This is a genomic window from Mesorhizobium sp. Root695, from assembly GCF_001428185.1.
Classification (GTDB): domain Bacteria; phylum Pseudomonadota; class Alphaproteobacteria; order Rhizobiales; family Rhizobiaceae; genus Mesorhizobium.
The window spans coordinates 128,069-154,029 of the sequence record NZ_LMHO01000004.1 but is presented as its reverse complement, the minus strand read 5'-3'; the positions used below and the strand labels follow the sequence as shown (position 1 = coordinate 154,029).

Sequence of the window (25,961 nt, the reverse complement as noted above, 5' to 3'; positions counted from 1 at the left end):
GCTGCATCAGAAGACGAGCCGGTAGCCAAGGAAACGCTTGGAATCGATCGGGTCGGTGCCCAGCTTCTCGCGCAGCTTCTTGCGCAGTTTGCTGATGTGGCTTTCCACCACGTTCTCCTCGACCTCTTCGTCGAAAATGCCGTAGATGGCGTTGAAAACCTGGGTCTTGGTGACGCGACGCCCGCGATTGCTCGCCAGATATTCGAGGATGCGGCGCTCACGGCGCGGCAAGGGCAGAGGCTGACCGTTGATCTCGGGGTCGCGGCCGTCCATGAAGATGCGCATGGCGCCGATCTCGGTGTAGGCGACATCTTCCTGGGCGCGGCGGCGGATGGCGGTGATGCGGGCCAGGATCTCTCTGATATGGACGGGTTTGCGAATGACGTCGTCGACGCCGCTCTCGAACAACCGAAGCGTGTTCTCCAGGGAATGCTGTTCGCTGAGTGCAATGACCGGAGCGCCGGTGCGGTCGCGGATCTGGCGGGGAGAGATGGAGCCTTCGCGGCAGTCGCCGATGAGGAAGGCTCGCACCGACCTCAGATCGGTGTCGGCGGCCGAGTTCACCCACTCACCGAACTCGCCGGACGCAAAGCCTGCACAGGCGATGCCCTCACGATCGAAAAGTGAATTGTATCCCTCTGTTACGAGCTCGCGCTCGTCAACGATCACAATCATCGGCCCCGCCTTCCGAATCAAATCATTTGCCCCGTGAAGAGAGGCGTATCCGCTGGCGAGAATCCTGAACAACCGTCATTTCTTGTAGCTAGTTTCTTGGGAGTCTGGAATCGCATCGGTTGCATTAGCGTGCAACCAGATATGCTTTCGGTAGCAAGTTTTGACCAAGTCAAACCGACAATTCCGGGTTGTGCAGTTGGTTTATTAGAAGCAGAAAATACGCTTATGGGTTGCAGAAGCCGCGCGCATTCGCGGTCCATTTTCCAAAGCCGGTGGCGACCATGTTGGCAATGACGCGGCATACATAGATCTTCTGCGCCGGATCGTTGTCGGGGCCGGCATGATAGCGGGCGACGGCCATCGACCAGGTCTCGTGGCGGGCATGGAGGCTGGCCAGGAAGCGCGCCGCGTAGTCGACGTTCTGGCGTGGGTCGAGCATGTCCTCGACGCTGCGAAAATGCGATGCGTGGTAGTGATGGTTGATCTGCATGCAGCCCAGATCGATCAGCGTCTTGCCCTCGCGCCGGGCATTGGCGAAGGCGGCAAGGGCCTCGGTCCGGCTCCTCGGAAAGACCGCTTTTCCCTCTATATTCAAAGCGTTGGGTTGAAGGCTGCCCTTGATGCCGGTCTCCGTCAGGCCCACGGCATAGAGGATGCCGGCGGGCACGCCATAGCGATCGGCGGCGCGCAGGATTTCCGGCTCGCAAGGGTTGGCCGCGGCTGCGGCAGCGCTTGCCGCGCTAGATAAAGATATCGCCGCCAGCGCGCTCGCGAGAAGGCGAACTGCCGCGGCCGTAGTCCTGCGCGTCATCGTTGCGTTTCCCTGAGGATTGCTGGCCCGATTGCTGGCCGCCGGCTCCAGAGCTGCCGCCGCCCGAATTCCCCGGTTGAAAGGATGATGGATCGCGGCCTGTTGCCGTCGGCAAGGGGGCGGTTGCATCGGTGCGGGTTGTAGAGGGAACTGCTACCGAAGGTTGCAGGATTGTGACCTTGTCAACCTCGAAGCCGAGACCCCGCAGCGACTTGACGATGGCCTCGCTGTCGGCGGACAGCCGACGATGGGCGTCGTGTGTTTCGGGCTTCAGCTCAATCGAAAGTTGTTCTCCGGAGAGGCGAAGATGGGCCGTCACCATGCCGAGTTCGGCGGGGTGAAGTTCGATCTTCAGCACATGTGTCGGAACGGCAACAGGGCTGGCCAGCTGAGCGGCCGTGGATGAGGCTAAAAGCGCCTTTTGCGAGCCGCTGTCGGCGGCTATGGCGTTGATCACATTGAGGGCTGCCTGGCTGATGGGACTCTGCGGCGGTGCGGGGAAGCTCTGTTCGGACACCACGTCGATGCGTGGGGCGGACAGGGACTGTTTCCCCGCTTCGGGCCGCATCGAGGACTGGACATCCCCGATACTCTTCATCGCCGCCGCGGTGTGCTTCGACTGCACGCCGGGCACGTCGGCAGCGGGGGCGTCCGGCAGCTTCAGGGCCGCCACGGTGTTGTCGCGTTTCGGCGCGCTGGAGGCAGAGCTCGGTGGCTGGGCGTCAAGCTCCGTCAAAGGCCCGTCGACGATCGACACCTGCTCCGGCTTCGAGATGGTTTCGAGGGCCTCGCGTTCGGCCGAGGACTTTGCTCGATAGGTCTTCGGCAGTGGAGCTTGCCCGTCGAGCGCCGGATCCGACGGGCTCTCGCCGGTGGCTGCGTCGCGCCCGGATGCCTTGGCCGATGTCGAGAAATGGCGCAGGTCATGAAACGCGATCAGCAGCGACAGGTCGTCCTGAAGCGGCACGGCATCGGCATCCGGCGTCGTCTCTTCGGCATTGGCATCGTCCTTGTGCGCCTTTGCATCCAGATCGTCCTTGCCGATTCTCACGGTCGGCACCTTGGCAGAGGTGGTCTCTCCGGGACCGGCCGAAGCCGGTTCGGCCTTGCCGCCATTCCCGGCAAGGCCGGCGGCGAGCTTGCCCCAGCGCTGGTCGCGCGATCCCGCCTCGGTCGTCGATTGCCGTTCCGGGCGGGTAGAGCCGGTGTCGCCGCGCAACATCTTGCCGAAGCCGTCGTCGTCGTTCCTGCCATTCGCTGCCGGTTGCTCCGACGACGCGCGCGTGGAGGCAAATCCTGGCAAGGCCGAGCCGAGGCTGGTGGTCATTTGGGGGCGGCTCCAAGCATCTGGTCGATCAGGTCGAGCTGTCGACGTGTTCTGGTCATGGCGGCGTCTGTCGGATCGATGGGCTCGGGACCGGCCGCGGGCGACGGTGCCGAAGCCGGCATGACAGTCGCTGCGTCGGCGGATGTGGCTGCAACCGCCGCCGTGTCCGGCGCATTGGCGGCCGGTCCACCGGGGGCCGCAGTGGCGGCAGGTTGCTCCGCGATCGCGCCTTCGACCGGTGGCAGTCCGCTGTGATCGGCGCCTGGCGCCGTGGCGATCTTGGGCGCCGGTGATTGCCCGGCCGCAACAGGAGCAGGCTTTTCCTGGGGAAGGGCGGCGGGCGGCGCGACGACCTCGCCGGCAATGGCCTGCGCGGCATCGAGCAAGGCGCGGTCGCCTTGCGACAATCTGGTGCGGTCGATCTTGCCGAGCTTGGCGCGAACGTCCTCGATGGTGCCCGAGGTGACGGTGGAAAGGCTGGCATAGAGCAGGGCGCGAGGATCGTCCTGGTTGGTGTTGCCGTCGCGGCCCCGCTCGGCCCGCGCCGAAGCAAAAGCCGACAGCTCGTTCAGGCCGTCGATCGCGGCGCGGCGGGCGATGCGCAGATAGATCACCTTCTCGCGCTCGGCATCCATCATCGAGGTGATGTCGGCCAGCTTGTCCTGACTGATCGACATGTGCAGCGCGATGACGCCGGTGACGAAGGAGTCGGCGAACTGGCTGGCATAGGGCGAATAGAGGTAGCGCTCGACATATTGGGTGGAGGCAAGCGCGAAGCGTGCCGCGTCGCCTTGCCCGGCTGCAATGCCGACCGAACGGCGAAGTGCGGCTTCCTCGACCAGCGTGCCAGGGCTGAGCAATCTTGCCTGGTCGAGCAGACCGAGTGCGGCCGCGGGCTGGTCGCCGGCAAGCAACGAGCCTTTGACCAGGGCAAGGAAAGCACCGAGATCGGGAGGCAGCGCCATGGGGTCGATAGGCTTCAAGGCTTCGATCGCCTCGCCGGGCCGGCCGGTAAGGTAGTCGATCACGCCTTGGGCTATGGCAAGGCTTTGCGGGTCCGTCGTGGCGCGCGACGTGGCGGCTTCGACGGTCACCGGGTTACCGCCGCTCATGCCGTAGACGAGCAGGGCGCGAAAGTTCTTGGGATCCTTGTAATCCTCGGCATCCGCCGTGCGCAGGCGCGCATCCGCCATCTCCAGCAGTTTGGCCTGCATCGGCAGGGCGGCATGGTCGCCGGTGGCAATGCGGTCCTGGATGAACTGCAGCGAGCGCACCAACTGATATGGCTGCAGCGCCTCCTGGGCGAAGCCGGTCGACGGGTGTCCGCCGGCCAGCAGCAACAGGCCAAGCAACCGGCTGGTGACGGCCGCTCGCCTCATCCGCCGGTTGCCATCAGGATTTCGATGCGGCGGTTTACGGCCGACAATGGATCCGCGGGATCCTTCGGCTGGCGATCGGCGAAGCCGGCGACCTCGGTGATGCGGCGTTCGTCGACGCCACCGCGCACGAGCATGTAGTAAGCGGAATGCGCGCGCGCCGTCGACAGTCGCCAATTGTCGTAGCTGTCGCTGCGGAACGGCCGGGCGTCGGTGTGGCCGTTGATGCTGATGGTGCCCTTCTGGCTGTTGACGATGCGGCCGATCTTCTCCATCGCCAGCACCAGTTCGCGGCTCGGCAGCGCCGAGCCAACCTCGAACATGCCGAAGTCGAGCTGGTCGGTGATCGAGATGACGACGCCCTTGTCGGTGGCTTCAACGGAGACGCCGTCGTGCAGCTTGTCGCCGGGCTTGAAGGCATTGGCCAACTGCTGCTTGACATCGGCCGCTGCCTTGACTGCAGCCGCGGTCGGCGCCTTCTCGCCGGTGTCGGGCTTGGCAGCCTTTTGCGCCTCGGCCTCGGCCTTGGCTGCGTCCGCAGCCTTGGCATCGTCCGGCTTGGTCTCGCCCGGTTTGACCTCGCTCGGCTTCGTGTCGCCGGCCTTGGCCATTGCGGTGGCGGCGTTCACAGCTTGCTTGCCTGTCGCGTCCTTGGCCAGCGGCTCGGGCGGTGCGGCCGCGACGGGCGGCACGGCCTTTACCTTGGCGACCTGTGTTTCAGCGGCCTTGTCGCCGGGCTTGACAGGATCGCCCTCGATCCTGGTGCGCTCGGCACTGGCCTCAGCGGCGGGCGCCGCGACCTGCTGCGACCAGAAATCGGGCTCGAAGGGATCGCGATAGGAGGCACCGCCGGAGGCGCCCGTCGCCGGGCCGGCAGCCTGCGCGCCGCCGTCACCCTTCTGACTGACATTCTGCATGACGCCGGTATCGGTGGCGATTTCCGAAAGCACCGCGTAAGGATCGGCGAACAGATGCTCGTCGGAGTGTTCCGCTTGCGGGAGTTCTTGCTTGTCCTGTTTGCGGTCCGCCGAGCCATCGCCGTCCTGGCCGGCCTTGCTGGTCGCCTTCTTCGGATTGTCGGCCGTCGTCCCAATCGCGCGCGGACCGTCGCCGAGATCCTCCAGGCCCTTGCGGCTCGAATTGCGGTCGACCAGCTTGACCGGGTTGAAGTAGCTGGCGACGGCTGCCTTGGTCTGTTCGTTGGCGGCGTTGATCAGCCACATGACCAGGAAGAAACACATCATGGCCGTCATGAAATCGGCGAAGGCGATCTTCCAGACGCCGCCATGGTGGGCCTCGTCATGGTCATCATGACCACGCCGCACGATGATGATTTCGTGGGGTGTGTGTCCGGCCTCGGCGACGCTCATGCCAGAACCTCTGAGAGGGTCGTCGACCATTCGGCCATGCGTGTCTCGAACACCGCTTCGTCGATGGCGACGGTGAGGTCGAAGCCTGGTGCCTCGACAAAGTCGAGATTGGCCGCGCGCGGCCCGAGCGATGCCCTCAGTGTCTCGAACAGCGAGAGCGGCCCGCGCACGACGACACGCACCGCCTCGGCATCGCCGACGGCTTCGCGTATTGCGCTAGCGAGCACCTCGATCGAGCGTTTCTGCAGATCGTCACTGACGATGCCGCCGATGATGCGGGCGACCGTGGTCGCGACAAGCCCGGTCACGCGTGCCTCCATGACATCGATACGCGACGAGACCGCCTTGCCGAGATCGTCGCCGAGGCTTTCGAGAAATACCCTTGCTTCCTCTGCATTGGCCTGGCGCTCGGCTTCGAGCGCGGCATCATGCGCGATCGACAGGCGTGCCTCGAGCGCCGCCTCGGCCTGAACAACCGCTTCCGCGATCAGCGTGCCGATATCGGCTTGCGACGTCGGTGCCTCGGGCTTGTGTTCGGGATCGGCCGCGACGCGAGGCTGGCCGGCACGGTGCGTGCGGGTGCCAAAATCAGGCAGGAGGTCGAAAAGGGCTGCGGAGGGCATGGCTTACACCGCGACTTCCTGGGCAGCCCATTTGCGCAGAATCTGCGCTGTGCGTTCCTCGTTGAGGTCGACCATCCGGGCAAGCCGATCCTGCGGGGCCGGTCTGATCTTCTGGCGAAGATCGTCGAGCGGTGTCGGACCGGGGCGCGTGCCGGGCAAGGCGGCAACTGCGGCATTGTCGGCGGCGGCCGTTGCTTCCGGCGTGGGCAGCGAGCGCTGGACGTCATCGAAGCTGGGGCCTGACAGGGCCGGTGTCGCCTTTGCCGTCAGCGCCGCCGCCATCGGCTTCAGGCCGAAGAAGGCGACCAGGAACACCACGACGATGAAGGCGCCGGCGTTGATCAGGGTGCCGGCATGCTGGCCGATGGAATCGAGCATTCCAGCCTGCGGGATCGCCTCGCCATCCAGCCCGTCGATGAACTCTACCGCCGACACATCGATGACATCGCCGCGCTTTTCGTCGAAGCCGGTTGCCGAGGTCACCATCTTCTGGATGTCGGCGACACGCTTGGCAATCTGCTCAGGCGTGGCGTCCTTGCCGAGGATGGCCGTCAGCCGCTGCTGGTTGACGACGACGGCAATCGACATCTTGGTGACGCTGTAGCCGTTGGAGACCGTGGCGATCTTCTTCGAATTGATCTCGTAATTGGTGATCTCTTCCCTACGGTCGTTCTGCGAAGAGGATTGCGGGCCGTCGGTGGCGGTTGCCTGGGTCTCGGGCAGGTTCTGCTCGACGCTGGCTGGTGTCGAGGCCTGCTTCTGATTGTTGTTCTCGTTGGCGCGCACCGACTGCACCGAGCGCTCGACGCGGGAGTTCGGATCGAAGATGGTTTCTTCCGTCTGGCGGGTGTCGGTGTTGACCTCGGCCTTGACGCTGGCGCGGAAATTGTCGGGGCCGAGATAGGCCGTCAGCGCGCGGCGGATGTTGTCGCCGATCTGCGCCTCGACGGTCTGCTCGACGCCGAGCGTGCGGGCGGCGCTGGTGTTGGAAGGATCATCGCCCGCGGCCAGCAGATTGCCGCTGGAATCCAGGACCGTCACCTTGTCGGCCGACAGGCCGGGGACCGCGGCGGCGACGAGATGGCGGATCGACATGGCGCTCTTCTCGGCGTCGATGCCGGCGTAGCGGATGACCACAGAGGCGGAAGGCTGCTGTTCGTCGCGGCGGAAATTGGCGCGTTCGGACATGACGATGTGGACGCGCGCCGCCTTGATGCCCGATATAGACTGGATGGTGCGGGCAATCTCGCCTTCCAGCGCGCGCACACGAGTGATCTGCTGCATGAAGGAGGTGAGGCCGAGCGAGCCGACATTGTCGAACAGTTCGTAGCCGGCATTGGCGCTGGTCGGCAGGCCTTTTTCGGCAAGCAGCATGCGCGCCTGCGCGGTGGTGCCGGCCGGCACCAGCACCGAGGTTCCGTCGGCGCCGACGTCGAAGCCGATGCCGGCTTCGCCCAGCACCAGGCCGATCTGGTTCACGTCGGCGCGGTCGAGCCCGACATAGAGCGTGTCGTAGGCGGGACGGTTGAGGTAGACCGAGGCGATGCCGATGACGCCCATCACCAGAACGGCGATGCCCGCCAGCATGGCGAGGCGCTTCACGCCAAACCCGCGGAGATTCGAGATGATGCTCTGGATCTGTTCCGGCACGGTTCGACGACTCCCAGGATGATTGTCCGCCGGAACACTAGTCCTCGAAGCTTGTGCGAAAATGAAATCGGGCCGCGCTTGCGGCGCGGCCCGTCAATCGGAGTGCGAAAAGCAGGGCGCTGGTGGCGCCCGCGATTAGTTCTTGAACAGCGACAGGATAGACTGCGAGGCGCTGTTGGCGATCGACAGCGACTGGATGCCGAGCTGCTGCTGCACCTGCAGCGCCTGCAGGCGGGTCGATTCTTTGTTCATGTCGGCATCGACGAGCTGGCCGACGCCGCGGTCGATGGAGTCCATCAAGCTCTGGGTGAAAGTCTTCTGCAGGTCGATGCTGCTCTTGGCCGAGCCGAGGATGGTGGCGGAATCGGTCAGCTGAGCCATGACCTTGTCGATCCTGGTCACCATCTGGGTGATGATATCGTCGGTTACCCCGGCTGCCGTGATGTCGAGGTTGTAGGCGGAAATATTGTCGACCTTGGCGACCGCTCCCGCCGCCAACTGGCCGGCGGCGTTCGCGGCGATGTCCGTTCCTCCGCCGGCGATCGCGGCACTATAGGCGGTGTCATACAGGGTCTGAGCGGCCCCCGTGGAATAGATCGAGGTCTGGCGATCGAGGGTGCCGTAGTTCTTGACGTCTGTGGCAAGGCCATAGTCGAAAAGCTTGGTGCCTTCGACATCGATATCGATCGTTCCAATCGAAATGGCGCCGGATGAGGAACGATTGAATGAGGACACGATCTGGGAGTCGGGCTGGGCGCCGTCATTGGCCGCGGCAACCTGCTTGGAGGTCACCGCAAGGAAATTCGAGCCCGAGAAGGTGGCCGCGTCGGCAAAGGACTTCATCTGCGCCTGAAGCGCCTTGATCTCGGTCTGGGTTTTTGCCTTGGCTGCGTCCGTCTGGCCGACGGTCGAAAGCAGCTTGGTCTTGATCTGGCCAATCGTCGTCAGCACATTGTTCATGCCGGTGTAGGCGGTGTCGACTTTGGAGGCGCCGAGGCCGAGTGCGTCTTGCACCGTCGACAGGGCCGAATTGTCCGAGCGCATCGTGGTGGCGATCGACCAATAGGCGGCGTTGTCCGAGGCCTGCGAGACCCGGTAGCCGGTCGAAATGCGAGCCTGCGTCTGTTCGAGTGACTTGTTGGTGGCGCTGAGGCTTTGAAGTGCGGTCAACGCCGCAGCGTTTGTCATGATGCTCGCCAAGAAAGTCGCTCCTTCTCAAAAGCCGACATGCTCAGACATGCCGGATAGGCCTGTTCAACGGGTGGCATCGTGCCGGTAGGGCCGATTCGCCAACGGTTGTAAGCTATTGGTTAACCATAATTAGCGCGCCATGGTTAACAGCCTGTTAAACGCTGGCTTTCGAGAGTTAAGGACCGAGGGTTGCGCGGGGCTGGAGCAAAACGCAAATCGGGCCGCGCTTTTGGCGCGGCCCGATTTTTAGTGCGAATTGTGGTGGAGCGGAGGCGATTAGCCGCGGAAGAGCGACAGGATCGACTGCGAGGAACCGTTGGCGATCGACAGAGCCTGGACGCCGAGCTGCTGCTGGACCTGCAGAGCCTGGAGACGGGTCGATTCCTTGTTCATGTCGGCATCGACGAGCTGACCGACACCGCGATCGATGGAGTCCATCAGGTCCGAGGTGAAGGTCTTCTGCAGGTCGATACTGCTCTTGGCGGCGCCGAGCGTGGTGGCCGAGTTGGTCATGTCGGCGAGCGCGGAGTCGATGACGGTCAGCATCTGCTTGATCTGCGTATCGCTGGCAGCCGTGCCACCCGAGAAGATGGAAAGCGAGGCGGCCGAATAGGTGTCGGTGGCCAGTGCAGCCGCCCCCAGGGCTGTCTGGGTGCCGGAGACTGCGGCGACCGTACTGCCGTCGGTGCCGAGGCGGTACGTGTCAAGGATGCCCTTCGCGAGGCCCGCGGTGGTGCCAGCTTCATACAGCTTGATGCTTTCCACCTTGACGTCGATGGTCGAGATCGAAGATGCGCCGGCCGCGTCACGGTTGAACGCCGAAAGGATCTTCACATCGGCCGCCGTCGTGGCTGTTGCGCCGCTGTCTACGGACAGCATGTTGGTGCCGGAGAAGGTGGCGCCGTCGGCGTAGGACTTCATCTGCGCCTGAAGAGCGGTGATTTCGGTCTGGGTCTTTTCCTTCGAGGCATCCGTCTGGCCGTAGGAAGCCAGCAGCTTGGCCTTGATCTGGTTGATGGTGGAGATCGCGCTGTTCATGCCGGTGTAGGCGGTGTCGACTTTCGAGGCGCCGAGGCCGAGTGCGTCCGAAACGGTGGACATTGCCTGGTTGTCGGAGCGCATCGTGGTGGCGATCGACCAGTAAGCGGCGTTGTCCGAGGCCTGCGAGACGCGGTAGCCGGTCGAGATGCGGGCCTGGGTGTCCTGGAGGGATTTGCTGGTGGCGTTAAGGCTCTGCAGAGCCGTCAACGCGGCGGAGTTCGTCATGATGCTGGACATGGGTACTCGTACCTTGGTTTTACAGGTGTTTTCTTGACATACCGGGCCTCCCGGTATGACGGTGCGGCATCATGCCAATGATCTCTGAAATCGATCACCCGCCATCTGCGAGCGAATATGCGGGCAAGTCCCTACCAAAGGGCTAAACCGGACGGTTAATCGAAAATATTTTGCTTGAAATTCTGTACCTGTGCGACACGGCCGCGACCAGTTACCAGGGATCAGCCGCCAGCGGTCAATTGAAGGAGCGCACCAGGCTGCCGACAAGCAGATTCCAGCCGTCGATCAGGACGAAGAACAGGATCTTGAACGGCAGCGACACCACCGTCGGCGGCAGCATCATCATGCCCATCGCCATGGTGATGGTGGCGACGATCAGGTCGATGACCAGGAAGGGCAGCACGATCAGGAAGCCGATCTCGAAGCCGCGCCGGATTTCCGAGATCATGAAGGCGGGTACCAGGATGCGCAGGTCGACGGTGTCGCGCGAAACAGTCTGGCCGCGCTCGCGGGCGAGATCGGCGAAGAGGTCGAAGTCCTTGTCGCGCACATTGCGCAGCATGAAGGTACGGAACGGATCCGAAATCTTGTCGAAGGCTTCGGTCTGGGTGATCTGGTTGTCCATCAGCGGCTTGACGCCGGTGTTCCAGGCTTGGTCGAAAGTCGGCGCCATGACATAGAAGGTCATGAACAGCGACAGCGAAATGAGAATGAGGTTTGCCGGCGTCGACTGCAGGCCGATGCCGGCACGCAGGATCGAGAAGGCGATGACGAAGCGGGTGAAGCTCGTCACCATGATCAGCAGGCCCGGCGCCACCGACAGCACGGTCAGCAGGCCGAACATCTGGATGATGTAGCCGACGGTGGTGCCGTCGGCCTTGCCGATGCCGCCGAGATCAAGCTGCTGCGCCGCCGCGACCGACGTGGCGGCCGCGATCATCGCCGTGGCGAGAAGGAATTTTCTCATTCGAGCAGCAATGTCCTGATGAGGATCTGTTTGGCGTGACCCTGGCTGCGGATCGCGGCGCGTTCCTCGAGATCGGCCTTCAGGTGCTGGTAGCCGCTGGCGCCTTCGATCTGATGCATCTTCAAGGTGCGCACCAGCGCCAGAAGGTCCTGGTGGATGTCATCCGACATTGCCTGTGGCTGCGGTCCGTCATAGACCACGGACACCTCCATCCTGATCCAGGTATCGGCAGGCGAAGCGATGTTGGTGGTGATTGGCGCCAGCACGACGAGCGTCGGCCCCACGCCCGGCTGTTCGGCCGCAGCCGACTGCTCGACCTTGCCTTCGTTCTCAGGCGCCACCGGTACCGACGCAGGGGCATCGACGCCCTTGAGATAGCCGCCGGACATCCAGCCCATGCCGATGGCGGCGGCCGTCACGACCAGCAGCATGGCGGCCTGGATGGCAAGGGAGGGACCCTTGCGCGGCTGACCCTGTTCGACATTTGCCACGGTGCGGTGTTCCCCAATCCTAGAACGGAAGAACCTGGTCGAGAATCTGCTGGCCGTAGGCAGGTTGCTGGACCTCGGTGATGCGGCCGCGTCCGCCATAGGAGATGCGCGCCTCGGCGATGCGTTCGTAGGGAATGGTGTTCTCGGCGCCGATGTCGGCCGGCCGCACGATGCCGGCAATGGTCAGCACCCTGAGTTCGGCGTTGACGCGCACCTCTTGCGATCCCTTGATCATCAAATTGCCGTTAGGCAGAACATCGATGACGATGGCGGCGACATTGAGCTCCAGGTTTTCCGATCGCTTGATCTCGCCGTCGGCCGTCGTGTCCGTGGTGGAGTTGAGAGCGCCAGCACCCTTGCCGGCGGTGCTGCCAACCTTGTCCCATTCCGCGCTGATATCGAAACCGAGCTTGCGGTTGGCGGTGCGGCTCCTGTCGTTCTGGTTCTTGAAGTTGGCCCGGTCGTTGATCTTGATCTTGACGGTCAGGATGTCGCCCTGGGACAGCGCCCGCGGGTCGGTGAACAGCCGGCTCTGGCGGTCATCCCACAGCGAGAATTTCCTGGGCGGTGCCGGCGGTGTTTCCGGATAGCGATAGAGAGAGCCGGTGCTACCATCGTCGATGCCGGAACCGACCGGCGACAGAGCCGGATCCCTGCCGACCTCCTTGAGGTTGGTTCCGCAGCCGGACAGCACGGCAACCGCGCACAGGAGGAGCATCTTGCGGATCATGACGGATCTACCCTTCGGGCTGCGCTGGCCATGATGCCGGTGAGCGTTGCCGCCGCCTTCTGGTCCATTTCGTTGAGGATGACGCTCGCCTTGCGTGAATCGAGCTTCATCAATATGGCCGCCGCCAGATCGGCGTTGACGATGGCCAGCCGCTCGGCGGCGGCGTCGGGTTTCATGCCGGCATAGATCTGGACGACGCCGTCTTCGGCCCTGGCCAGGAAAACCTCGCGCCGCTTCAGCCAGGTCTCGTACTCGGCTTTCTTTGCATCCAGAGCTTTCATGCGCTCGTCAATGCCGGCCTGGAGCTGCTTCAGTTCCGCCGCCTGCAAAGCATAACGGCGATCGCGGGCGGCGTCGGCGATGTTGGAGCAGAAGCGCTCGATCTCGGTCTGGTCGGGTGCCTTTGCCCGCGCCGTTTGCGGCGCCGCCGCTGCAACCGGTGCTCCCGGCAAGACCTGGCGGACCGTCTCCTCACCACGTGCGGTATCGCCGGCAAAGGGCAGTGCCGCGAGAACGGCGGTCGCGAGCAGGATTGCGGCGGGGCGGCGTCTTTCGTAGCGTGAGAGGGAGATCATCGGCATCGCCTATTGCAGAACCAGGTCGGCCTGCAGGGCGCCGGCCGACTTGATGCCCTGCAGAATGGCAATGATGCCGTCCGGCTTGACGCCGAGACGGTTAAGGCCCGAAACCAAGGTCTGGAGATCGGGTCCGTCAAGCACCGCAACGCGGGCGTCGGGCCGGCTGGCGTCGATGGCGGTGAACGGTTCTACGGCGGTCTCGCCCTTGGAGAAGGGCTCGGGCTGCACGACGCGCGGTGCTTCGGTGATGCGCACGGTGAGCGTGCCGTGGCTGATGGCGACCCGCGAGATCTTGACATCATTGCCGATGACGATGGTGCCGGTGCGCTCATCGATGACGACGCGGGCCGGCGTGTCGGATTCGACCACCAGGTTCTCGATCTCGGCATAGAAGCGCGCCGCCGAAACACCCTTCGCTCTTCTGATCTGCACAGTGCGGGAATCGCGCTCGGCCGCCACCCGCATGCCGAAACGCTGGCTGGTGTAGTCGTTGATAGCGTCCGCGATGCGGATCGCGGTCGAGAAATCTGGGTTGCGCAATTGCAGCGTCAGCGTCGCCTGATCGTCGAACTCGGCCTGGACGGCACGCTCGACGATCGCGCCGTTCGGCACGCGTCCGGAGGTCGGCACGCCTTGCGTCAGTTGCTCGGCCTGCCCCTGGGCGGTGAAGCCGGACACGATGACCGAGCCCTGGCCGACGGCATAGATCTCGCCGTCCGCCGCCTTCAGCGGCGTCATGATCAGCGTGCCGCCGGAAAGCGAGGTCGCGTCGCCCATCGAGGAGACGTCGATGTCGATGCGGGCGCCCGACTGCACGTAGGGCGGCATGTTGGCGGTGACGATGACGGCGGCGACATTCTTGGCGCGCGCGCTGCCGCCTTCGGTGGCGATGCCGAGATTTTCGAGCATGGCGCGGATCGACTGTTCGGTGAATGGCGAGTTGCGCAGGCTGTCGCCCGATCCGGCAAGGCCGATGACCAGGCCGTAGCCGACGAGCTGGTTGTCGCGCGAACTCTGCAGCTGGGCGATGTCCTTGATGCGCGAAGCGACCTGGCCCGGCGGCAGCGAACTCGGCCCGGACGAAACGCGGAACATGCGGCTGGTGGTGGCCGGATCATATTCAGGATCGTTGTAGACGCCGCCATTCTTGGCGGCGAGCTCGCGCTTGGCCTTCGGCGTCAGGCCGTCGGCCAGTGCCGGCTGCAGGCCAAGCACGGCTGCCAATATCAGGGTAAGGCCGCGCATCATGAGGCGCTGACCTGGATGGTGCCATCCGCCATCACGACGCCGGACAGGATCTTGCCGCTGTCGATGTTGCGAACCTTGACGAGGTCGCCCGCGGCACCTGGCTGCAGCGTCACGGCGGTCGCCGAGATCGTCAGTCCGCCGGCGATGAAGAAGACCTGCACGGAGGCGCCCTGTTCGACCAGCCAGGCCTCGCGGATGGCGGTGGAGGGGATGTAGCGGCCGGGCAGCAGCGTGCGCTTGGCGACCTTGCCGTCGAGTTCCTCGGCCCGTGTGACGACTCCGTCCGGCTTGTGCTTGCCGGCGATGAGGGTCACCTGTTTCAGGGCTGTGAGTTCGACGGTCTGGCCGGGATAGATCACCCGGTTGGGGATCAACACGACGTCGCCGACAGGTTGATTGCTGACGATCTCGGCGGCCGATTGGTTTGTCGACTCCTGGGCAAAAGCCGGCATGCCGCCGGCCACCAGCGCAAGGACGAGCGCGGTGCGGCGGAATGCGGACAGGAGGCCGGGCGTCGACATCATGCGTTACCTGATGTTCTTGGAGACGACGGAGGCCATGTCGTCGGCGGCCTGGATGACCTTGGAGTTCATCTCATAGGCGCGCTGCGCCGAGATCAGCTCGGTGATTTCCTTGACCGGGTCGACGTTGGAGGCTTCGAGATAGCCCTGCTGGATGGTGGCAAAGCCGGGATCGCCCGGGACGCCGACATTGGCCGGCCCCGAAGCCGTGGTTTCCTGGAACAAATTGTCGCCGAGCGGTGCCAGGCCCGCCTCGTTGGCGAAATTGGCGATCTGAAGCTGGCCGAGGTTCTGCAGGTCGGTCTGGCCATCGATGCGGGCAAAGACCTGCCCCGTCTTGTTGACGATGACCTCGACGGCATCGACGGGGACGTTGATTGCCGGAATGACGGCGGCTCCGTCGACTGTCACCAACTGGCCGGTGGCGTTGGTGTTGAGCGCGCCGGCGCGGCTGTAGAGCGTGCCGCCGTCGGCACCCTCGATCTGGAACCAGCCTCTGCCGGTGAGCGCCAGGTCGAAACTGTTGCCGGTGCTGGTCAGTTCACCCTGTGTGTGCACGTTGCGCACGGCCGTCGTCTTGACGCCGAGGCCGATCGAGACGCCCTCCGGCACCAGCGAGGCGTTGGAGCGGTTGGGCACACCCTGCGTGCGGTCGACCTGATAGAGCAGGTCGGAGAATTCAGCACGAGCGCGCTTGTAGCCGGTGGTGTTGATGTTGGCGATGTTGTTGGCGATGACTTCCAGATTTGTCTGCTGGGCATTCATGCCGGTGGCGGCGATGGCGAGTGCTTTCATGGCGGAATTCCTCAGATGCCCATTCGACTGACTTCGAGATAGGCGGAAACCACCTTGTCGCGAATGGCGACGGCGGTCTGAAGCGCCTGCTGCGCGCTCATCACGGCGTCGACCACCTGACGGGTGTCGACGTCGCCCTTGAGGGCTTGCACCGACACCTGCTCGGCATTCTGCAGTGTGTTGATGGTCTTGGAGGCTGCCTGGCTTAGCGCCTCGGCGAAGGAGGTGCCGATGTTGCCGCCGGCCGAAGGTGTCGCGCCGCCCTGGAGCAGGCTTGTCACCGCGTCGTCGCCGCCGATCGACGACTTGAACTGAAGGGCTCCGATACCGCTGATCATTACTGGTTCCTCATCAGGTCGATGGTCATGGAAATCAGGTCGCGCGCCTGCTTGACGACCTGAAGGTTGGCCTCGTAGGAGCGGTTGGCCTCGGTCATGTCGGCCATTTCGATCAGCACGTTCACGTTGGGCATCTTGACGTAGCCCTTCTCGTCGGCGGCTTCGTTGCCGGGCTGGAACTCGACCGGAAAGTCGCTGGGATCACGATCGATAGAATTCACTGCAACCGTCGAGCTGCCGGAGGTCCGGTCGAGCTCGGAGACGAAGCTGATGGTCTTGCGGCGATACGGATCGGAGCCGGGCGTGGTGCCGGTCGACTGGGCGTTGGCCAGGTTTTCGGAAACCACACGCAGGCGCTCCGACTGGGCGCCGAGGCCGGATGCTGCGACTTTGAGGGCTGCGGTCAGCGCGTCCATGGTCAGCTCTTCACCGCCATCATCATCATCGAATGGAACGCCTTGACGATCGCCGTGTTGAGCTCGAAGGAGCGGCGTACTTCGCCGGCCTTCAGCAACTGGTCTTCCAGCACGACCGAGTTCTTGGACGGCATGACAACGCCGTCATCTTCCTGCGGCTTGATGGTGAAGCCGGCATTGGTCGCGGCGTTGCCGAGATGGCCAGCCTGCGTGGCCTGCAGCGATACGGCTGTGCGATCGAGGACCTTTTCGAACGGCTCGACATCGTTTGCCTTGTAGCCCGGCGTGTTGGCGTTGGCGATGTTGCCGGCGACGGCGGACTGGCGCACGGCCAGCCACTGGGCTTGCTTGGCGGCGAGGTCGAAAAGGGAAACGGGCTCCATGGGAATCTCCGAGCGGGTTCCCGAAGACTAGGCCGCCAGTCTTGCGCGGACCTTGCGGATGGCCGCACGCCTGAGACGGGGCGTTTATTTGGAGAGTTCGATCACCTGGTCGGCACTGGTGACCATGACCCATTTACCGTTGCGCAGCTCGATAGAGGATACCTGGCTGGAGTCAGGCAGTATCGAGCCACGCTGGACGATCCAGAGGCCAGCGTCGTCCTCGATCATGGCACGGCCGTTGGCAACATGAACCATGCGGAATTTCGCCGCGTCGGCCGGAAAGGGTTGCTCGTCAGGTGCAGGTGCCGGATTGGCGTCATCCTGCACGGTTCCCGTGGCAAGCAGATCGAGATTGGCGGCGGGGACGTCCTTTGCCGTCAGCGGCGCGCTGCGTTGGGCGACCACGCCGCCGCCCGCCCGTCCCGAATTGGTGCCGGTGCCGCCGAACTTCATCGCCTGGACGCCAAACTGGTCCTGGTTGAAGAAGATGTACCAGGGAAACAGAGCGCAGATCAGCCCGAGCGTGATGCCGAGCGCGGCAATGACGAAATCGCTGCGCCGATCGGACTTCTTGTTCAGCCGGGGAAACTGCGCCTTTGGTGGCAGCGGCCATTCTCTGAGCGGGAACAGTCCGTCGATCAGCGAGTCGCGGCTGGCCTGCGTCATCTCGGCAGCCTCCGCCTGGGGAGCCCGGTGCAGAGCGGGCTCGGCGGCCCTTGCCCGAACAGGATCGGCTTTGGCAGCCCGTGGCAGGGTTGGCTTTACGGCTCTGGCCAGAACGGCTTCGGCTTTGGCAGCTATGGCACGGGCAGCCTTTGCCTTGGCAGATCGGGCTTCGTCAGCCCGGGCTTCCTCGGCGGCGTTGGCCTCGGCGATCATGTCGCGCAGGATGCGCTCGGTATATTCGCGTTCAGTCTCCGGCATCGGCGTTCAGCTTGCTCTTGAGGTGGCGGGCGAGATCGGAGAACGGGTCGGCCGACGGACGGTCCTTCGGCGCTTGCGTCAGTGCCTCGTAGATCAGCGGCACCTGGCGCACGGCAATATCGAGTTCGGCATCGACGCCGCCCTGATAGGCGCCCAGCAGGCGGATATCGCGCGTGTCCTCGAAGCGCGAGATCATCGACTTCAGCCTTGTCACCAACGCGCGCTGTTCGACGCTCCAGGCCTTGCCGGCCAGGCGCGATATGGACGACAGCGGATTGACCGGCGGATAGCGGCCCTGTTCGGCGATCGTGCGGTCGAGCACGACATGGCCGTCGAGGATGCCGCGCACGGAATCGGCGACCGGATCGTTGTGGTCGTCGCCGTCGACCAGCACGGAGATAATGGCGGTGATCGACCCCTTGCCTTCCGCGCCTGGCCCGGCGCGCTCGAGCAGCTTGGGCAGTTCGGTGAACACCGAGGCCGGATAGCCGCGGGCGACCGGCGGCTCGCCGGTCCCCGTCGCCACCTCGCGCAAGGCGTGAGCGAAGCGGGTGATCGAGTCCAGCACCAGGAGCACACGGTGCCCCTGGTCGCGAAAATGCTCGGCGACGCGCATGGCGGTGTCCGGCGCCCGCCGGCGCATCATGGCGCTTTCGTCGCTGGTGGCGACGACGGCGACGGTCTTGGCCATACTGTCGCCGATCGTGTCCTCGAGGAATTCGCGGACTTCGCGGCCGCGTTCGCCGATGAGCGCCACGACGACGGTGTCGAAAGCGTCGGCGCCGGCAAGCATGGCAAGCAGCGTCGACTTGCCGACGCCGGAGCCGGCGAAGATGCCGAGGCGCTGGCCGAAGCAGAGCGGCGTGAAGATGTCGATGACCTTGACGCCGGTCATGAAGGCGGTGCCGACGCGCTGCCGCGCCATGGCGCCGGGCGTCGTCTGGGCGCCGCTCGATGCGTCGTCGCCCCTGACCAAAGGCGGGCCGCCATCGATTGCCCTGGTGAGCGCGTCGATGGTGCGACCACGCCACGAGGCATGCGGCGCCACCGCGAGCGGACCGCGGCGGAATACGGCATCGCCGATGCCGGCATCGGCGCTGCGTTCGAAGGGTGCCACGACGACCTCGTCACGGCTGATCTTGACGATCTCGCCGCGGCGCGCGCCGGCATGGCCGCGCTGCTCGACGATGTCGCCCAGTCTGGCGAAATTGGAAAGGCCGTGCACCTTGTAGTGCGTGGGCGTGACTTCGGTGACGCGGCCGCCGCGCTTGAGCAGCGCCTCGGTGTCGGCGAAACGCCGCCAGACCCGTTCCAACGCGGCAAGCCGGTCTTCCGGCGCCGGCTGGAGCTGTCTTTCGGGTGCGCGCAGGGATAGCTGGTCGAGCGACATGGGTTATTTCGAGCCGAGCGTCTTGATCGCCTCGTCGGTGGAGGAGTCAGTCTGCCGCATCAGGGCGGCGGTGTTCTCGAAGGCACGCTGAACCATAATCAGCCGGGTGATCTCCAGCACCGGATTGACGTTGGATTCTTCGAGAAAACCCTGGGCGACGCCGATATCGGAGCGATCGGTGACAGGCTCCGGCGTGCGCGCCGGAACGATGCCGGAATTTCCGTAGCGGACGAAGTTCTCGCCCGGGTCGAAATTGTAGAGGCCGATCGAGCCGACAAGCTGATCGTTCTGGCGCAGCGAACCGTCGGCCCCGGCCTTGGGCGGACCGCTGCGCGGGTCAAGCTGGATCGGCGAGCCGCCGGCATCGAGTACCGGGTGGCCCTCGATCGACATCAGTTCGCCGTTCTCGTTCATCGAAAAGCGCCCGTCGCGGGTCATGACGGCGCCGACAGGCGTCTCTATGGCGAACCAGGCATCGCCCTGAATGGCGAAATCGAAGGGATTGCCGGTCTCGCTCAAAGCACCGTGAGCGCCGGAAAGATAGGTCTTGCCAGAGGAGGCGAAGGACACCGATTTCGGCCCGGTGCCGGACACGACGTCCTCGAACTTCACGCCGGTGGCGCGAAAACCGATCGTCGAGGCGTTGGCGACGTTGTCGGCGATCGTGTCGAGGCGACGCTCGAGCGCGATCTGCGAGGATAGGGCGACGTACAGACTGTCCCGCATAATAGTCTCAGAACCTTAGTTTCTGCATGGCCATCATCAGGTCGGTGGAGATGCCGACCGTGATCGGCTGGGAAAACAGCACGCTAACCGAGGTGACGGCCGATGAAGTGGGGTTGTTGATTTCGTACATGCTGGTGAAGCGAGTCAGGAACTTGCCGAGTTTCTCGGGGTCGGAGAAATCCGAGATGTCGAGTTTCTGCTCGAACAGCTGCGCCTGCTTGTCGACATCGGCGGTGGCGAAAGAATCGGGCAGGCCGAGCACGGTGCGCACGACGCTGGCAAGCGCGGTGTCGGCCAGCACGTCGTACCAGTTGGTGATGGTCGGGGCCTTGCGGTCGAAATAAAGCGCCAGCCGCACGCCCTGGTTGCTCTGGCCGGCATCCTCTTCGAGGGTCTGGCGCATGTATTTGTCGACGGTCGGCTGCTGCGCCGGATTGATGGTGGTGGTGTTCGCACCATAAGCTTCGAAATTGAAGGCGGAGGCAAGTGCTGCGTAGGTCTTGTCCGTCATCTTGTTAGCGACGCTGTCGGGGTTGCGGACGCCACCCTGCAGAACGCTCTTGATGAGATCCTTGTCTTCCGTGGTCGAATCGAGGCCGAATGAAGCCAGCGCGTAGGTGTAGAGCCGATTGTTCGACATCAGATCGTCGATCGACTTCACCTTGGTGATGTTGGCGAGATAGTATGTCGTCTCGCCTTTCACATAGTCCGAATCCGGATCGAGGCCGGCGATTTCAGCCTGCGAGGCATAGTTCTTGGTCACCAGCTGCTGCGTCTTGTTGTAGATGGTCGCATCGGCGCCGTTGGCGGCGAAATTGAAGGCCCTGACGAATTCGGCGTAACGCTTGTCGGTCAGCTTGTTGGCGAAGCTGTTGGGATCGGAGACGCCTTCCTTGAGTGCCTTGACCATGAAGGCCTTGGCGTAGTCCATGTCCTCGAGCCCATAGGCCTTCATGGCGTATTTGAACAAGCGGTCATTTTTGACGAAATCGTCGATCGATTTCACCTTGGTGATGTTGGCGAGATAATATTTGGTATCGCGATCAACCACCGGCTGCTGCTCGATCCTGTCGATCGACTTGGTGATATCCTTGGTGATCAGCTGGTAGCTGGTAAAGGTATTTAGCAAAGACGTGCCTCCGGCCGAAGCTAATGTCGGCACAATAGCCCTACTTCCTTGCGCGAAACTGAATCGGATCCGGTGGCTTCGATTCAAGCCTCACACAAGGCACGGGAGCTATCCCTTACGCCTGATGTGAAATGCGGAAGGACCTTTCGTGGGCATTCTGATTGGACTGGTGGTTACGCTCGGCTGCGTCCTTGGCGGCTTCATGGCCATGGGCGGCCATCTTCACGTGCTGGTCCAGCCGTGGGAAGCCGTGGTTATCTGCGGTGCCGCGTTCGGCACGTTTCTGGTGGCCAATCCGATGAAGACGGTCAAGGATACCGGCAAGGCCATCCTCGAGGCGTTCAAACAGGCGGTGCCGAAGGAACAGAACTACTTGGAAACGCTGGGCGTGCTGCACTCACTGATGCGCGAGCTGCGCTCGAAGTCGCGCAGCGAAGTCGAGGCGCATATCGACAATCCCGAAGAATCGGCGATCTTCCAGGCCTTTCCGACCGTACTCAAGAATCACGACCTGATGGCCTTCATCTGCGATTACTGTCGCATCATCATCATCGGCAATGCCCGCTCGCACGAGATCGAGGCGCTGATGGACGAGGAAATCCAGACCATCAGGTCCGACAAGATGAAGGCCTATCATGCAATGGTGGCGGTCGGGGACGGCTTGCCGGCGCTCGGCATCGTCGCCGCCGTCCTCGGCGTGGTCAAGGCGATGGGTGCGCTCGACCAGTCGCCGGAAATCCTCGGCGGTCTGATCGGCGCCGCACTTGTCGGAACGTTCCTCGGCATCTTCCTGTCCTATGCGGTGGTCGGGCCGGTCGCCACCAAGATCAAGACGGTTCGCGAGAAGAACAACCGCCTCTACATCATCGTCAAGCAGACGCTGCTGGCCTACATGAACGGCGCGCTGCCGCAGGTGGCGATCGAGTTCGGCCGCAAGACCATCTCGTCCTATGAACGGCCGACAATCGACGCCGTAGAGCAGAGCACGATGAACACCGGTGCCGTCGAAAAGAAGGCCGCCTGAACGATGCGCGACAGATCGGTCCCAGCACTGTCATGACCAGTCCGGGCAGCCCAGCGGAAGCGCGCTCGCTGATCATCGAGCGTCTGGTCGGCGACAGCGGCGAAGCCGCCCAGGTCATCGGCACCGGCCGGGCCATGGCCGAACGCGCCGCGCCGTTGCTGCAGAAGAGCTTGACCAGTGAGCTTGGTGTCCCGGTCACCATCGATCTCAGGGCCGTCGAGGTCAGCCGCGTCTCGGAGGCGCGCTCGCGTGCCGGCGAGACTTTTGCCATGACAATCGTCGCATCATCCACGTCCTCGGATGCCATGACCCTGGTGATTGATGCGCCGGCGATCGCGATCATGGTCTGCACGCTGTTCGGCGGCGATCCGGAGATGTCGGCGTCGCCCATAGAGCGCGATCTGTCGCAGATCGAGGTCGATGTCTCGACCATGGTGTTCCAGCAGGTCGCGCAGGCCCTGAACGGATCGGGACGACGCTCGCTCGACCTGCGCCTGCCCGTGCCGCGGGCAACGTCGGGCACCGAGGCGAAGCGGCACGTGCTGCGCGACGGCGCGGCGATCCGTATCGTCCTTGGCATCTCGACGCCGGCCGACAGCGGCACCGTCACCGTGACGATGCCGCAGCGTATCGTGCTGGCCAGCCGGGACAGTGCCGCCGTCGCCGGCGAGAACGATCAGGGGGCCAGCTGGCGCGCGCGCTTTTCGGAAGAGGTGATGCGCTCCACCGTAGCACTCGAGGCCACGATGCCGCTGGCCCGGCTGACACTCGGCGACCTTGCCGGTTTCGAAATTGGCCAGGTCATTGAATTCGAGGAAACGGCGCAGTCGCAGGCGCGTCTCAGCGCGCGCGGCAAGACGCTGTTCGTGTGCGAGTTCGGCAAACTGGGACAGAATTACACCGTTCGAATCAGGCATCCCTACGATGCCGGGCAGGACTTTATCGAAGCGCTGATGCCGGCTTCCGCCGGCAGCGCCTGACATTTGGAGACGACGCATGGCCAAGACCAAGGTGGAAGCCGATCTCGACCAGCCGGACGAGCAGCTCGACCGTGCCATTGAAGAGTTGCGCGGTGTGCTGCATGACGAGGAGCAGCGCCCCGATGCGGCGTTCAGGGCCGCTTCCGGCGCCAATTCGAGCGTCATCATGAACATCCCCGTCGATGTCCAGATCATCCTCGGCAGCACCGAGATGCCGGTCTCCGACCTGATGGCGCTGCAGAAGGGGTCGACGGTGGCGCTCAATCGCCGTATCGGCGAACCTGTCGACGTCGTGGTCAACGGCCGCAAGATCGCGCGCGGCGAGATCACCGTGCTGGAAAGCGATCCGTCGCGCTTCGGCATCAGGCTGACCGAAATCATCGCCGGCACGAAGGGCGCCTAGGACATGGGTTGCGGAGCTTGCCGGTGGCAGCGGAGGCGAGTGGCATGACGACGCCGGTGACCTTGACCCGCGCGCAGAAGGCGGCCGCCATATTGGTAGCGATGGGCAAGCCGTCGGCCAGCCGCCTGCTGAAATTCTTCAAGCAGGAAGAACTGAAGGCGCTGATCGAGGGCGCCCGTCTGCTGCGGACGATTCCGCAAAACGATCTCGAGCGCATTGTCGCCGAGTTCGAGGCCGAGTTCACCGAAGGGGCGGGATTGCTCGATTCCGCCGACAGGATGGACACCATCCTCAACGAGTCGCTGTCGCCCGAAGAGATGAGCGCAATCATGGGCGACAAGAGATTCGAGGTCGCACCGGAAGGCCCGCCGCCGATCTGGCCCGAGCTCGAAAAGCTCGAGCCGGCGCGGCTTGGTGCCTTCCTGGCCGGCGAGCATCCACAGACCGCGGCCATGGTGCTGTCCAAGCTGGCGCCGCAAGTGGCGGCGAGCGTGCTGCTGACGTTGACCAAGCCGATGCGTGGCGAAATCATCAAGCGCATGGTGACGATGGCCAATGTTCCGGAAGCCGCCAGCAAGATCGTCGAGAACCGGCTGCGCACCAACGTGCTGACGGAAACCTCGACGAAGGACACCTCGGCCGGGCAGGCGCGCGTCGCCAGCGTCCTCAACGAACTGGACAAGCCGCTGCTCGAGGAGTTCATGCAGGACCTGGAAGCCGCCGGCACGCCCGATCTCGATGGCGTCCGGGCTCGCCTGTTTGCCTTCGACGACTTGCCGCTGCTCACCCAGAAGGCGCGGGTGCTGCTGTTCGACGGGCTGTCGACCGAACTGGTCACGCTGGCCCTGCGCGGCACGCAGGCGGGACTTGCGGAATCAGTGCTGTCGGCGATCGGCGCGCGGTCGCGGCGCATGATCGAAGCCGAACTCGGACAGGGATCGGAAGGGATTCCCCTCGCCGACATCACGGCGGCGCGCAAGACGATCGTGACGACGACGATCCGGTTGTCACGCGAAGGCGCGTTCGAGCTCCCCTCGACCCAGAACGCCGCCTAAGACCGGGCCATGGCTGATGCGGTCGACAAGGATTCGAAAACCGAAGAGGCAACGGAAAAGAAGATCCGCGACACAATCGAACAGGGCAAGCTGCCCCATTCGCGGGAAACGGCGCTTCTTGCGTCCTTCGTCGCCATACTGGTGTTCACCGTCTTCTACGCCAAGGACGCCGTCATCGATCTCGGCATGTTCCTGTCGATGTTCCTGGAGAAGCCGGAAGCCTGGCCGATGGACACCGAGACCGATGTCATCGGGCTCTACAAGATCGTCCTCCTCGAGGTTGGCCGCGCCGTCTTGAGCCTGTTCGTGCTGCTGACCGTAGCAGGTGTCGGCGCCTCGGTGTTCCAGAACATGCCGCAATTCGTCGGCGAGCGGGTCCGGCCGCAATTTTCGCGCATCTCGATCGTCAAGGGCTGGAACAGGCTGTTCGGCATCCAGGGCTTCGTCGAGTTCGCGAAGTCGATCGGCAAGGTCGGCTTTGCCATCCTCGTGCTGATCTTCACGCTGTCGGAAGATCACCGCAAGCTGCTCGCCGGGATGATCACCAATCCGGTCGCCTTTGGTCTCGTCATCCGCGGCATCGCCGTCGACATCCTGGTGGCGATCGTCTTCGTCATGGGGCTGATCGCGGCAATCGACATCGTCTGGTCGCGCTTCCACTGGAAGCAGGACCTGCGCATGAGCAAGCAGGAGGTCAAGGACGAGTTCAAACAGTCCGAGGGCGACCCGATCGTCAAATCGCGGCTGCGCTCGCTGGCGCGTGACCGGGCGCGCAAGCGGATGATGACGGCGGTGCCGCGCGCGACGCTGATCATCGCCAACCCGACGCACTTCTCGATCGCGCTGAAATACGTACGCGACGAGGACTCGGCACCGATGGTGCTGGCCAAGGGGCAGGATCTGGTGGCGCTGAAAATCCGCGAGATCGCCCGGGAACACAACATCCCGATCTTCGAGGACGTGGCGCTCGCCCGCTCCATGTACAAGCAAGTTTCGGTCGATAATGTGATCCCGTCACAATTCTACCAGGCCGTCGCCGAACTGGTGCGGATCGTCTACTCGAAAAAGGCTGAGCGGAGACAGATTTCATGAACCGCCAACCGCACGCAAAATCCCGCGAGATCATCGTCGCCAGCGCCATCGAGCAGGTGGTGGGGGAACTGAGGCTGATCGATGTCGCCGACTACATCGCCTTTATCCGGCTGGAGCATTTCGCGTGCCTGTCGGATCTGGTCGATTCAGCGGTGGAGCTGTTCTTCATGCCTGGCACGCTGCGGCTTGGCCATGGTGGCGAGGCGCATGTCGACTGGAGCGGCACCCCGCGCATCGTGCTTGACCTGGAGCTGCGGCCGCCCGGCGTCACCGTCTATTTCCAGCTGACGCTGAGCGAGCTCGGTGCCTCGGTGGTGGTCAACTACGTGTCGTTCGAGAAGCCGGGCGAAGACCCCGAGCACAACACGGCGCTGCTCGAGGCTGTGATCGAAGAGGCGCGTATCCGCAAGGTCGAACCGCTGGCTTATCGCTGACAACGATTGCGAGCCGCCCTCAGCCGATCCTCGAAT

Annotated in this window: 29 protein-coding genes; 6 read left to right on the top strand and 23 right to left on the bottom strand. The window is 63.9% G+C overall.

The features are described from left to right. Nucleotides 1–6 precede the first annotated feature (6 nt). The 23 genes from ASD99_RS06555 to ASD99_RS06445 form a co-directional block, all read right to left on the bottom strand. The gene (locus ASD99_RS06555) at nt 7–675 is read right to left on the bottom strand and encodes a response regulator transcription factor (protein WP_056582638.1); all 669 of its coding nucleotides are present in this window, start codon (nt 673–675) and stop codon (nt 7–9) included. Nucleotides 676–898: 223 nt separating this feature from the next. Continuing rightward, on the bottom strand, nt 899–1,486 hold the full coding sequence (locus ASD99_RS06550; RefSeq protein ID WP_056582636.1) for a transglycosylase SLT domain-containing protein: 588 nt from the start codon (nt 1,484–1,486) through the stop codon (nt 899–901). Beyond that, nucleotides 1,416–2,813 carry a flagellar hook-length control protein FliK gene (locus tag ASD99_RS06545; RefSeq protein WP_057143072.1) on the bottom strand — a complete coding sequence of 466 codons (1,398 nt, stop codon included), beginning with the start codon at nt 2,811–2,813 and terminating at the stop codon, nt 1,416–1,418. The genes ASD99_RS06550 and ASD99_RS06545 overlap by 71 nt, the downstream gene beginning before the upstream one ends. Further along, entirely contained in the window at nt 2,810–4,192 is a 1,383-nt protein-coding gene (locus ASD99_RS06540; protein WP_057143071.1) for a hypothetical protein, read from the bottom strand. Before ASD99_RS06540 ends, ASD99_RS06545 begins: the two co-directional genes overlap by 4 nt. After that, nucleotides 4,189–5,559 (bottom strand): MotB family protein, encoded by a 1,371-nt coding sequence (locus ASD99_RS06535; protein ID WP_056582630.1) that lies wholly within the window; start codon nt 5,557–5,559, stop codon nt 4,189–4,191. Before ASD99_RS06535 ends, ASD99_RS06540 begins: the two co-directional genes overlap by 4 nt. Next, on the bottom strand, nt 5,556–6,182 hold the full coding sequence (locus ASD99_RS06530) for a hypothetical protein (protein WP_056582628.1): 627 nt from the start codon (nt 6,180–6,182) through the stop codon (nt 5,556–5,558). The genes ASD99_RS06535 and ASD99_RS06530 overlap by 4 nt, the downstream gene beginning before the upstream one ends. A gap of 3 nt (nt 6,183–6,185) precedes the next feature. Then, nucleotides 6,186–7,832, bottom strand: coding sequence for a flagellar basal-body MS-ring/collar protein FliF (gene fliF, locus ASD99_RS06525; RefSeq protein ID WP_056582626.1), 1,647 nt, complete (start codon nt 7,830–7,832; stop codon nt 6,186–6,188). Nucleotides 7,833–7,967: 135 nt separating this feature from the next. Beyond that, complete coding sequence (locus ASD99_RS06520) at nt 7,968–9,032, bottom strand: flagellin (protein ID WP_056582624.1); 1,065 nt, start codon at nt 9,030–9,032, stop codon at nt 7,968–7,970. A 267-nt stretch (nt 9,033–9,299) separates the two neighbouring features. After that, complete coding sequence (locus ASD99_RS06515; protein WP_056582621.1) at nt 9,300–10,301, bottom strand: flagellin; 1,002 nt, start codon at nt 10,299–10,301, stop codon at nt 9,300–9,302. Nucleotides 10,302–10,536: 235 nt separating this feature from the next. After that, complete coding sequence (gene fliP / locus ASD99_RS06510) at nt 10,537–11,268, bottom strand: flagellar type III secretion system pore protein FliP (RefSeq protein WP_023810007.1); 732 nt, start codon at nt 11,266–11,268, stop codon at nt 10,537–10,539. Further along, nucleotides 11,265–11,759: a flagellar basal body-associated FliL family protein gene (locus ASD99_RS06505; RefSeq protein WP_057143070.1), complete on the bottom strand. Its 495-nt coding sequence runs from the start codon at nt 11,757–11,759 to the stop codon at nt 11,265–11,267. The genes fliP and ASD99_RS06505 overlap by 4 nt, the downstream gene beginning before the upstream one ends. 19 nt (nt 11,760–11,778) lie before the next feature. Beyond that, nucleotides 11,779–12,489, bottom strand: a complete 711-nt coding sequence (gene flgH, locus ASD99_RS06500) for a flagellar basal body L-ring protein FlgH (protein WP_056582618.1) — start codon at nt 12,487–12,489, stop codon at nt 11,779–11,781. After that, nucleotides 12,486–13,070: a MotE family protein gene (locus ASD99_RS06495; protein ID WP_057143069.1), complete on the bottom strand. Its 585-nt coding sequence runs from the start codon at nt 13,068–13,070 to the stop codon at nt 12,486–12,488. Before ASD99_RS06495 ends, flgH begins: the two co-directional genes overlap by 4 nt. Nucleotides 13,071–13,073: 3 nt before the next feature. Further along, nucleotides 13,074–14,315 carry a flagellar basal body P-ring protein FlgI gene (locus ASD99_RS06490; protein WP_057143068.1) on the bottom strand — a complete coding sequence of 414 codons (1,242 nt, stop codon included), beginning with the start codon at nt 14,313–14,315 and terminating at the stop codon, nt 13,074–13,076. Continuing rightward, nucleotides 14,312–14,839, bottom strand: coding sequence for a flagellar basal body P-ring formation chaperone FlgA (gene flgA, locus ASD99_RS06485; protein WP_057143067.1), 528 nt, complete (start codon nt 14,837–14,839; stop codon nt 14,312–14,314). The genes ASD99_RS06490 and flgA overlap by 4 nt, the downstream gene beginning before the upstream one ends. Before the next feature lie 3 nt (nt 14,840–14,842). Beyond that, entirely contained in the window at nt 14,843–15,631 is a 789-nt protein-coding gene (gene flgG, locus ASD99_RS06480; protein WP_013529795.1) for a flagellar basal-body rod protein FlgG, read from the bottom strand. An 11-nt stretch (nt 15,632–15,642) separates the two neighbouring features. Continuing rightward, nucleotides 15,643–15,969, bottom strand: a complete 327-nt coding sequence (locus tag ASD99_RS06475; protein WP_056582610.1) for a flagellar hook-basal body complex protein FliE — start codon at nt 15,967–15,969, stop codon at nt 15,643–15,645. Then, a complete protein-coding gene (gene flgC, locus ASD99_RS06470; RefSeq protein WP_056582608.1) occupies nt 15,969–16,385 on the bottom strand; it encodes a flagellar basal body rod protein FlgC in 417 nt (138 codons plus the stop codon). The genes ASD99_RS06475 and flgC overlap by 1 nt, the downstream gene beginning before the upstream one ends. Nucleotides 16,386–16,387: 2 nt before the next feature. Continuing rightward, nucleotides 16,388–16,768: a flagellar basal body rod protein FlgB gene (flgB, locus tag ASD99_RS06465; RefSeq protein WP_056582607.1), complete on the bottom strand. Its 381-nt coding sequence runs from the start codon at nt 16,766–16,768 to the stop codon at nt 16,388–16,390. Between the two features lie 84 nt (nt 16,769–16,852). Next, nucleotides 16,853–17,692, bottom strand: a complete 840-nt coding sequence (locus ASD99_RS06460) for a hypothetical protein (protein WP_057143066.1) — start codon at nt 17,690–17,692, stop codon at nt 16,853–16,855. Then, nucleotides 17,679–19,082: a flagellar protein export ATPase FliI gene (fliI, locus tag ASD99_RS06455; RefSeq protein WP_056582603.1), complete on the bottom strand. Its 1,404-nt coding sequence runs from the start codon at nt 19,080–19,082 to the stop codon at nt 17,679–17,681. The genes ASD99_RS06460 and fliI overlap by 14 nt, the downstream gene beginning before the upstream one ends. A 3-nt stretch (nt 19,083–19,085) precedes the next feature. Further along, nucleotides 19,086–19,808: a flagellar basal-body rod protein FlgF gene (gene flgF / locus ASD99_RS06450; RefSeq protein WP_056582601.1), complete on the bottom strand. Its 723-nt coding sequence runs from the start codon at nt 19,806–19,808 to the stop codon at nt 19,086–19,088. Nucleotides 19,809–19,815: 7 nt separating this feature from the next. Then, entirely contained in the window at nt 19,816–20,937 is a 1,122-nt protein-coding gene (locus tag ASD99_RS06445) for a DUF1217 domain-containing protein (RefSeq protein ID WP_057143065.1), read from the bottom strand. Between the two features lie 148 nt (nt 20,938–21,085). On the opposite strand from ASD99_RS06445, the gene motA reads away from it, so the two are divergent. Genes motA through ASD99_RS06415 form a run of 6 tightly spaced genes read left to right on the top strand, consistent with a single transcriptional unit; the run spans nt 21,086 to nt 25,925 of the window. Continuing rightward, a complete protein-coding gene (motA, locus tag ASD99_RS06440; protein ID WP_056582597.1) occupies nt 21,086–21,961 on the top strand; it encodes a flagellar motor stator protein MotA in 876 nt (291 codons plus the stop codon). Nucleotides 21,962–21,993: 32 nt separating this feature from the next. Next, nucleotides 21,994–22,941, top strand: coding sequence for a FliM/FliN family flagellar motor switch protein (locus ASD99_RS06435; RefSeq protein ID WP_057143064.1), 948 nt, complete (start codon nt 21,994–21,996; stop codon nt 22,939–22,941). A 16-nt stretch (nt 22,942–22,957) separates the two neighbouring features. Beyond that, a complete protein-coding gene (fliN, locus tag ASD99_RS06430; RefSeq protein WP_056582592.1) occupies nt 22,958–23,344 on the top strand; it encodes a flagellar motor switch protein FliN in 387 nt (128 codons plus the stop codon). 44 nt (nt 23,345–23,388) lie between these two features. Continuing rightward, entirely contained in the window at nt 23,389–24,399 is a 1,011-nt protein-coding gene (locus tag ASD99_RS06425) for a flagellar motor switch protein FliG (protein WP_057143063.1), read from the top strand. Between the two features lie 9 nt (nt 24,400–24,408). Beyond that, complete coding sequence (gene flhB, locus ASD99_RS06420; protein ID WP_057143062.1) at nt 24,409–25,491, top strand: flagellar biosynthesis protein FlhB; 1,083 nt, start codon at nt 24,409–24,411, stop codon at nt 25,489–25,491. Further along, nucleotides 25,488–25,925 carry a hypothetical protein gene (locus ASD99_RS06415; protein ID WP_056582587.1) on the top strand — a complete coding sequence of 146 codons (438 nt, stop codon included), beginning with the start codon at nt 25,488–25,490 and terminating at the stop codon, nt 25,923–25,925. Before flhB ends, ASD99_RS06415 begins: the two co-directional genes overlap by 4 nt. Nucleotides 25,926–25,961: the final 36 nt, after the last annotated feature.

Excerpts from the sequence above, each read along its gene's own strand:
- ASD99_RS06540 (WP_057143071.1), bottom strand. The coding sequence starts at position 4,192 with ATGAGGCGAGCGGCCGTCACCAGCCGGTTGCTTGGCCTGTTGCTGCTG.
- ASD99_RS06495 (WP_057143069.1), bottom strand. The coding sequence starts at position 13,070 with ATGCCGATGATCTCCCTCTCACGCTACGAAAGACGCCGCCCCGCCGCA.
- ASD99_RS06530 (WP_056582628.1), bottom strand. The coding sequence starts at position 6,182 with ATGCCCTCCGCAGCCCTTTTCGACCTCCTGCCTGATTTTGGCACCCGC.
- ASD99_RS06460 (WP_057143066.1), bottom strand. The coding sequence starts at position 17,692 with ATGCCGGAGACTGAACGCGAATATACCGAGCGCATCCTGCGCGACATG.
- flgA (WP_057143067.1), bottom strand. The coding sequence starts at position 14,839 with ATGATGTCGACGCCCGGCCTCCTGTCCGCATTCCGCCGCACCGCGCTC.
- fliP (WP_023810007.1), bottom strand. The coding sequence starts at position 11,268 with ATGAGAAAATTCCTTCTCGCCACGGCGATGATCGCGGCCGCCACGTCG.
- fliI (WP_056582603.1), bottom strand. The coding sequence starts at position 19,082 with ATGTCGCTCGACCAGCTATCCCTGCGCGCACCCGAAAGACAGCTCCAG.
- flgB (WP_056582607.1), bottom strand. The coding sequence starts at position 16,768 with ATGGAGCCCGTTTCCCTTTTCGACCTCGCCGCCAAGCAAGCCCAGTGG.
- ASD99_RS06415 (WP_056582587.1), top strand. The coding sequence starts at position 25,488 with ATGAACCGCCAACCGCACGCAAAATCCCGCGAGATCATCGTCGCCAGC.
- ASD99_RS06535 (WP_056582630.1), bottom strand. The coding sequence starts at position 5,559 with ATGAGCGTCGCCGAGGCCGGACACACACCCCACGAAATCATCATCGTG.
- flhB (WP_057143062.1), top strand. The coding sequence starts at position 24,409 with ATGGCTGATGCGGTCGACAAGGATTCGAAAACCGAAGAGGCAACGGAA.
- flgH (WP_056582618.1), bottom strand. The coding sequence starts at position 12,489 with ATGATCCGCAAGATGCTCCTCCTGTGCGCGGTTGCCGTGCTGTCCGGC.
- ASD99_RS06475 (WP_056582610.1), bottom strand. The coding sequence starts at position 15,969 with ATGATCAGCGGTATCGGAGCCCTTCAGTTCAAGTCGTCGATCGGCGGC.
- flgC (WP_056582608.1), bottom strand. The coding sequence starts at position 16,385 with ATGGACGCGCTGACCGCAGCCCTCAAAGTCGCAGCATCCGGCCTCGGC.
- flgG (WP_013529795.1), bottom strand. The coding sequence starts at position 15,631 with ATGAAAGCACTCGCCATCGCCGCCACCGGCATGAATGCCCAGCAGACA.
- ASD99_RS06555 (WP_056582638.1), bottom strand. The coding sequence starts at position 675 with ATGATTGTGATCGTTGACGAGCGCGAGCTCGTAACAGAGGGATACAAT.
- ASD99_RS06550 (WP_056582636.1), bottom strand. The coding sequence starts at position 1,486 with ATGACGCGCAGGACTACGGCCGCGGCAGTTCGCCTTCTCGCGAGCGCG.
- ASD99_RS06515 (WP_056582621.1), bottom strand. The coding sequence starts at position 10,301 with ATGTCCAGCATCATGACGAACTCCGCCGCGTTGACGGCTCTGCAGAGC.
- ASD99_RS06425 (WP_057143063.1), top strand. The coding sequence starts at position 23,389 with ATGACGACGCCGGTGACCTTGACCCGCGCGCAGAAGGCGGCCGCCATA.
- ASD99_RS06490 (WP_057143068.1), bottom strand. The coding sequence starts at position 14,315 with ATGATGCGCGGCCTTACCCTGATATTGGCAGCCGTGCTTGGCCTGCAG.
- fliN (WP_056582592.1), top strand. The coding sequence starts at position 22,958 with ATGGCCAAGACCAAGGTGGAAGCCGATCTCGACCAGCCGGACGAGCAG.
- ASD99_RS06435 (WP_057143064.1), top strand. The coding sequence starts at position 21,994 with ATGACCAGTCCGGGCAGCCCAGCGGAAGCGCGCTCGCTGATCATCGAG.
- flgF (WP_056582601.1), bottom strand. The coding sequence starts at position 19,808 with ATGCGGGACAGTCTGTACGTCGCCCTATCCTCGCAGATCGCGCTCGAG.
- ASD99_RS06545 (WP_057143072.1), bottom strand. The coding sequence starts at position 2,813 with ATGACCACCAGCCTCGGCTCGGCCTTGCCAGGATTTGCCTCCACGCGC.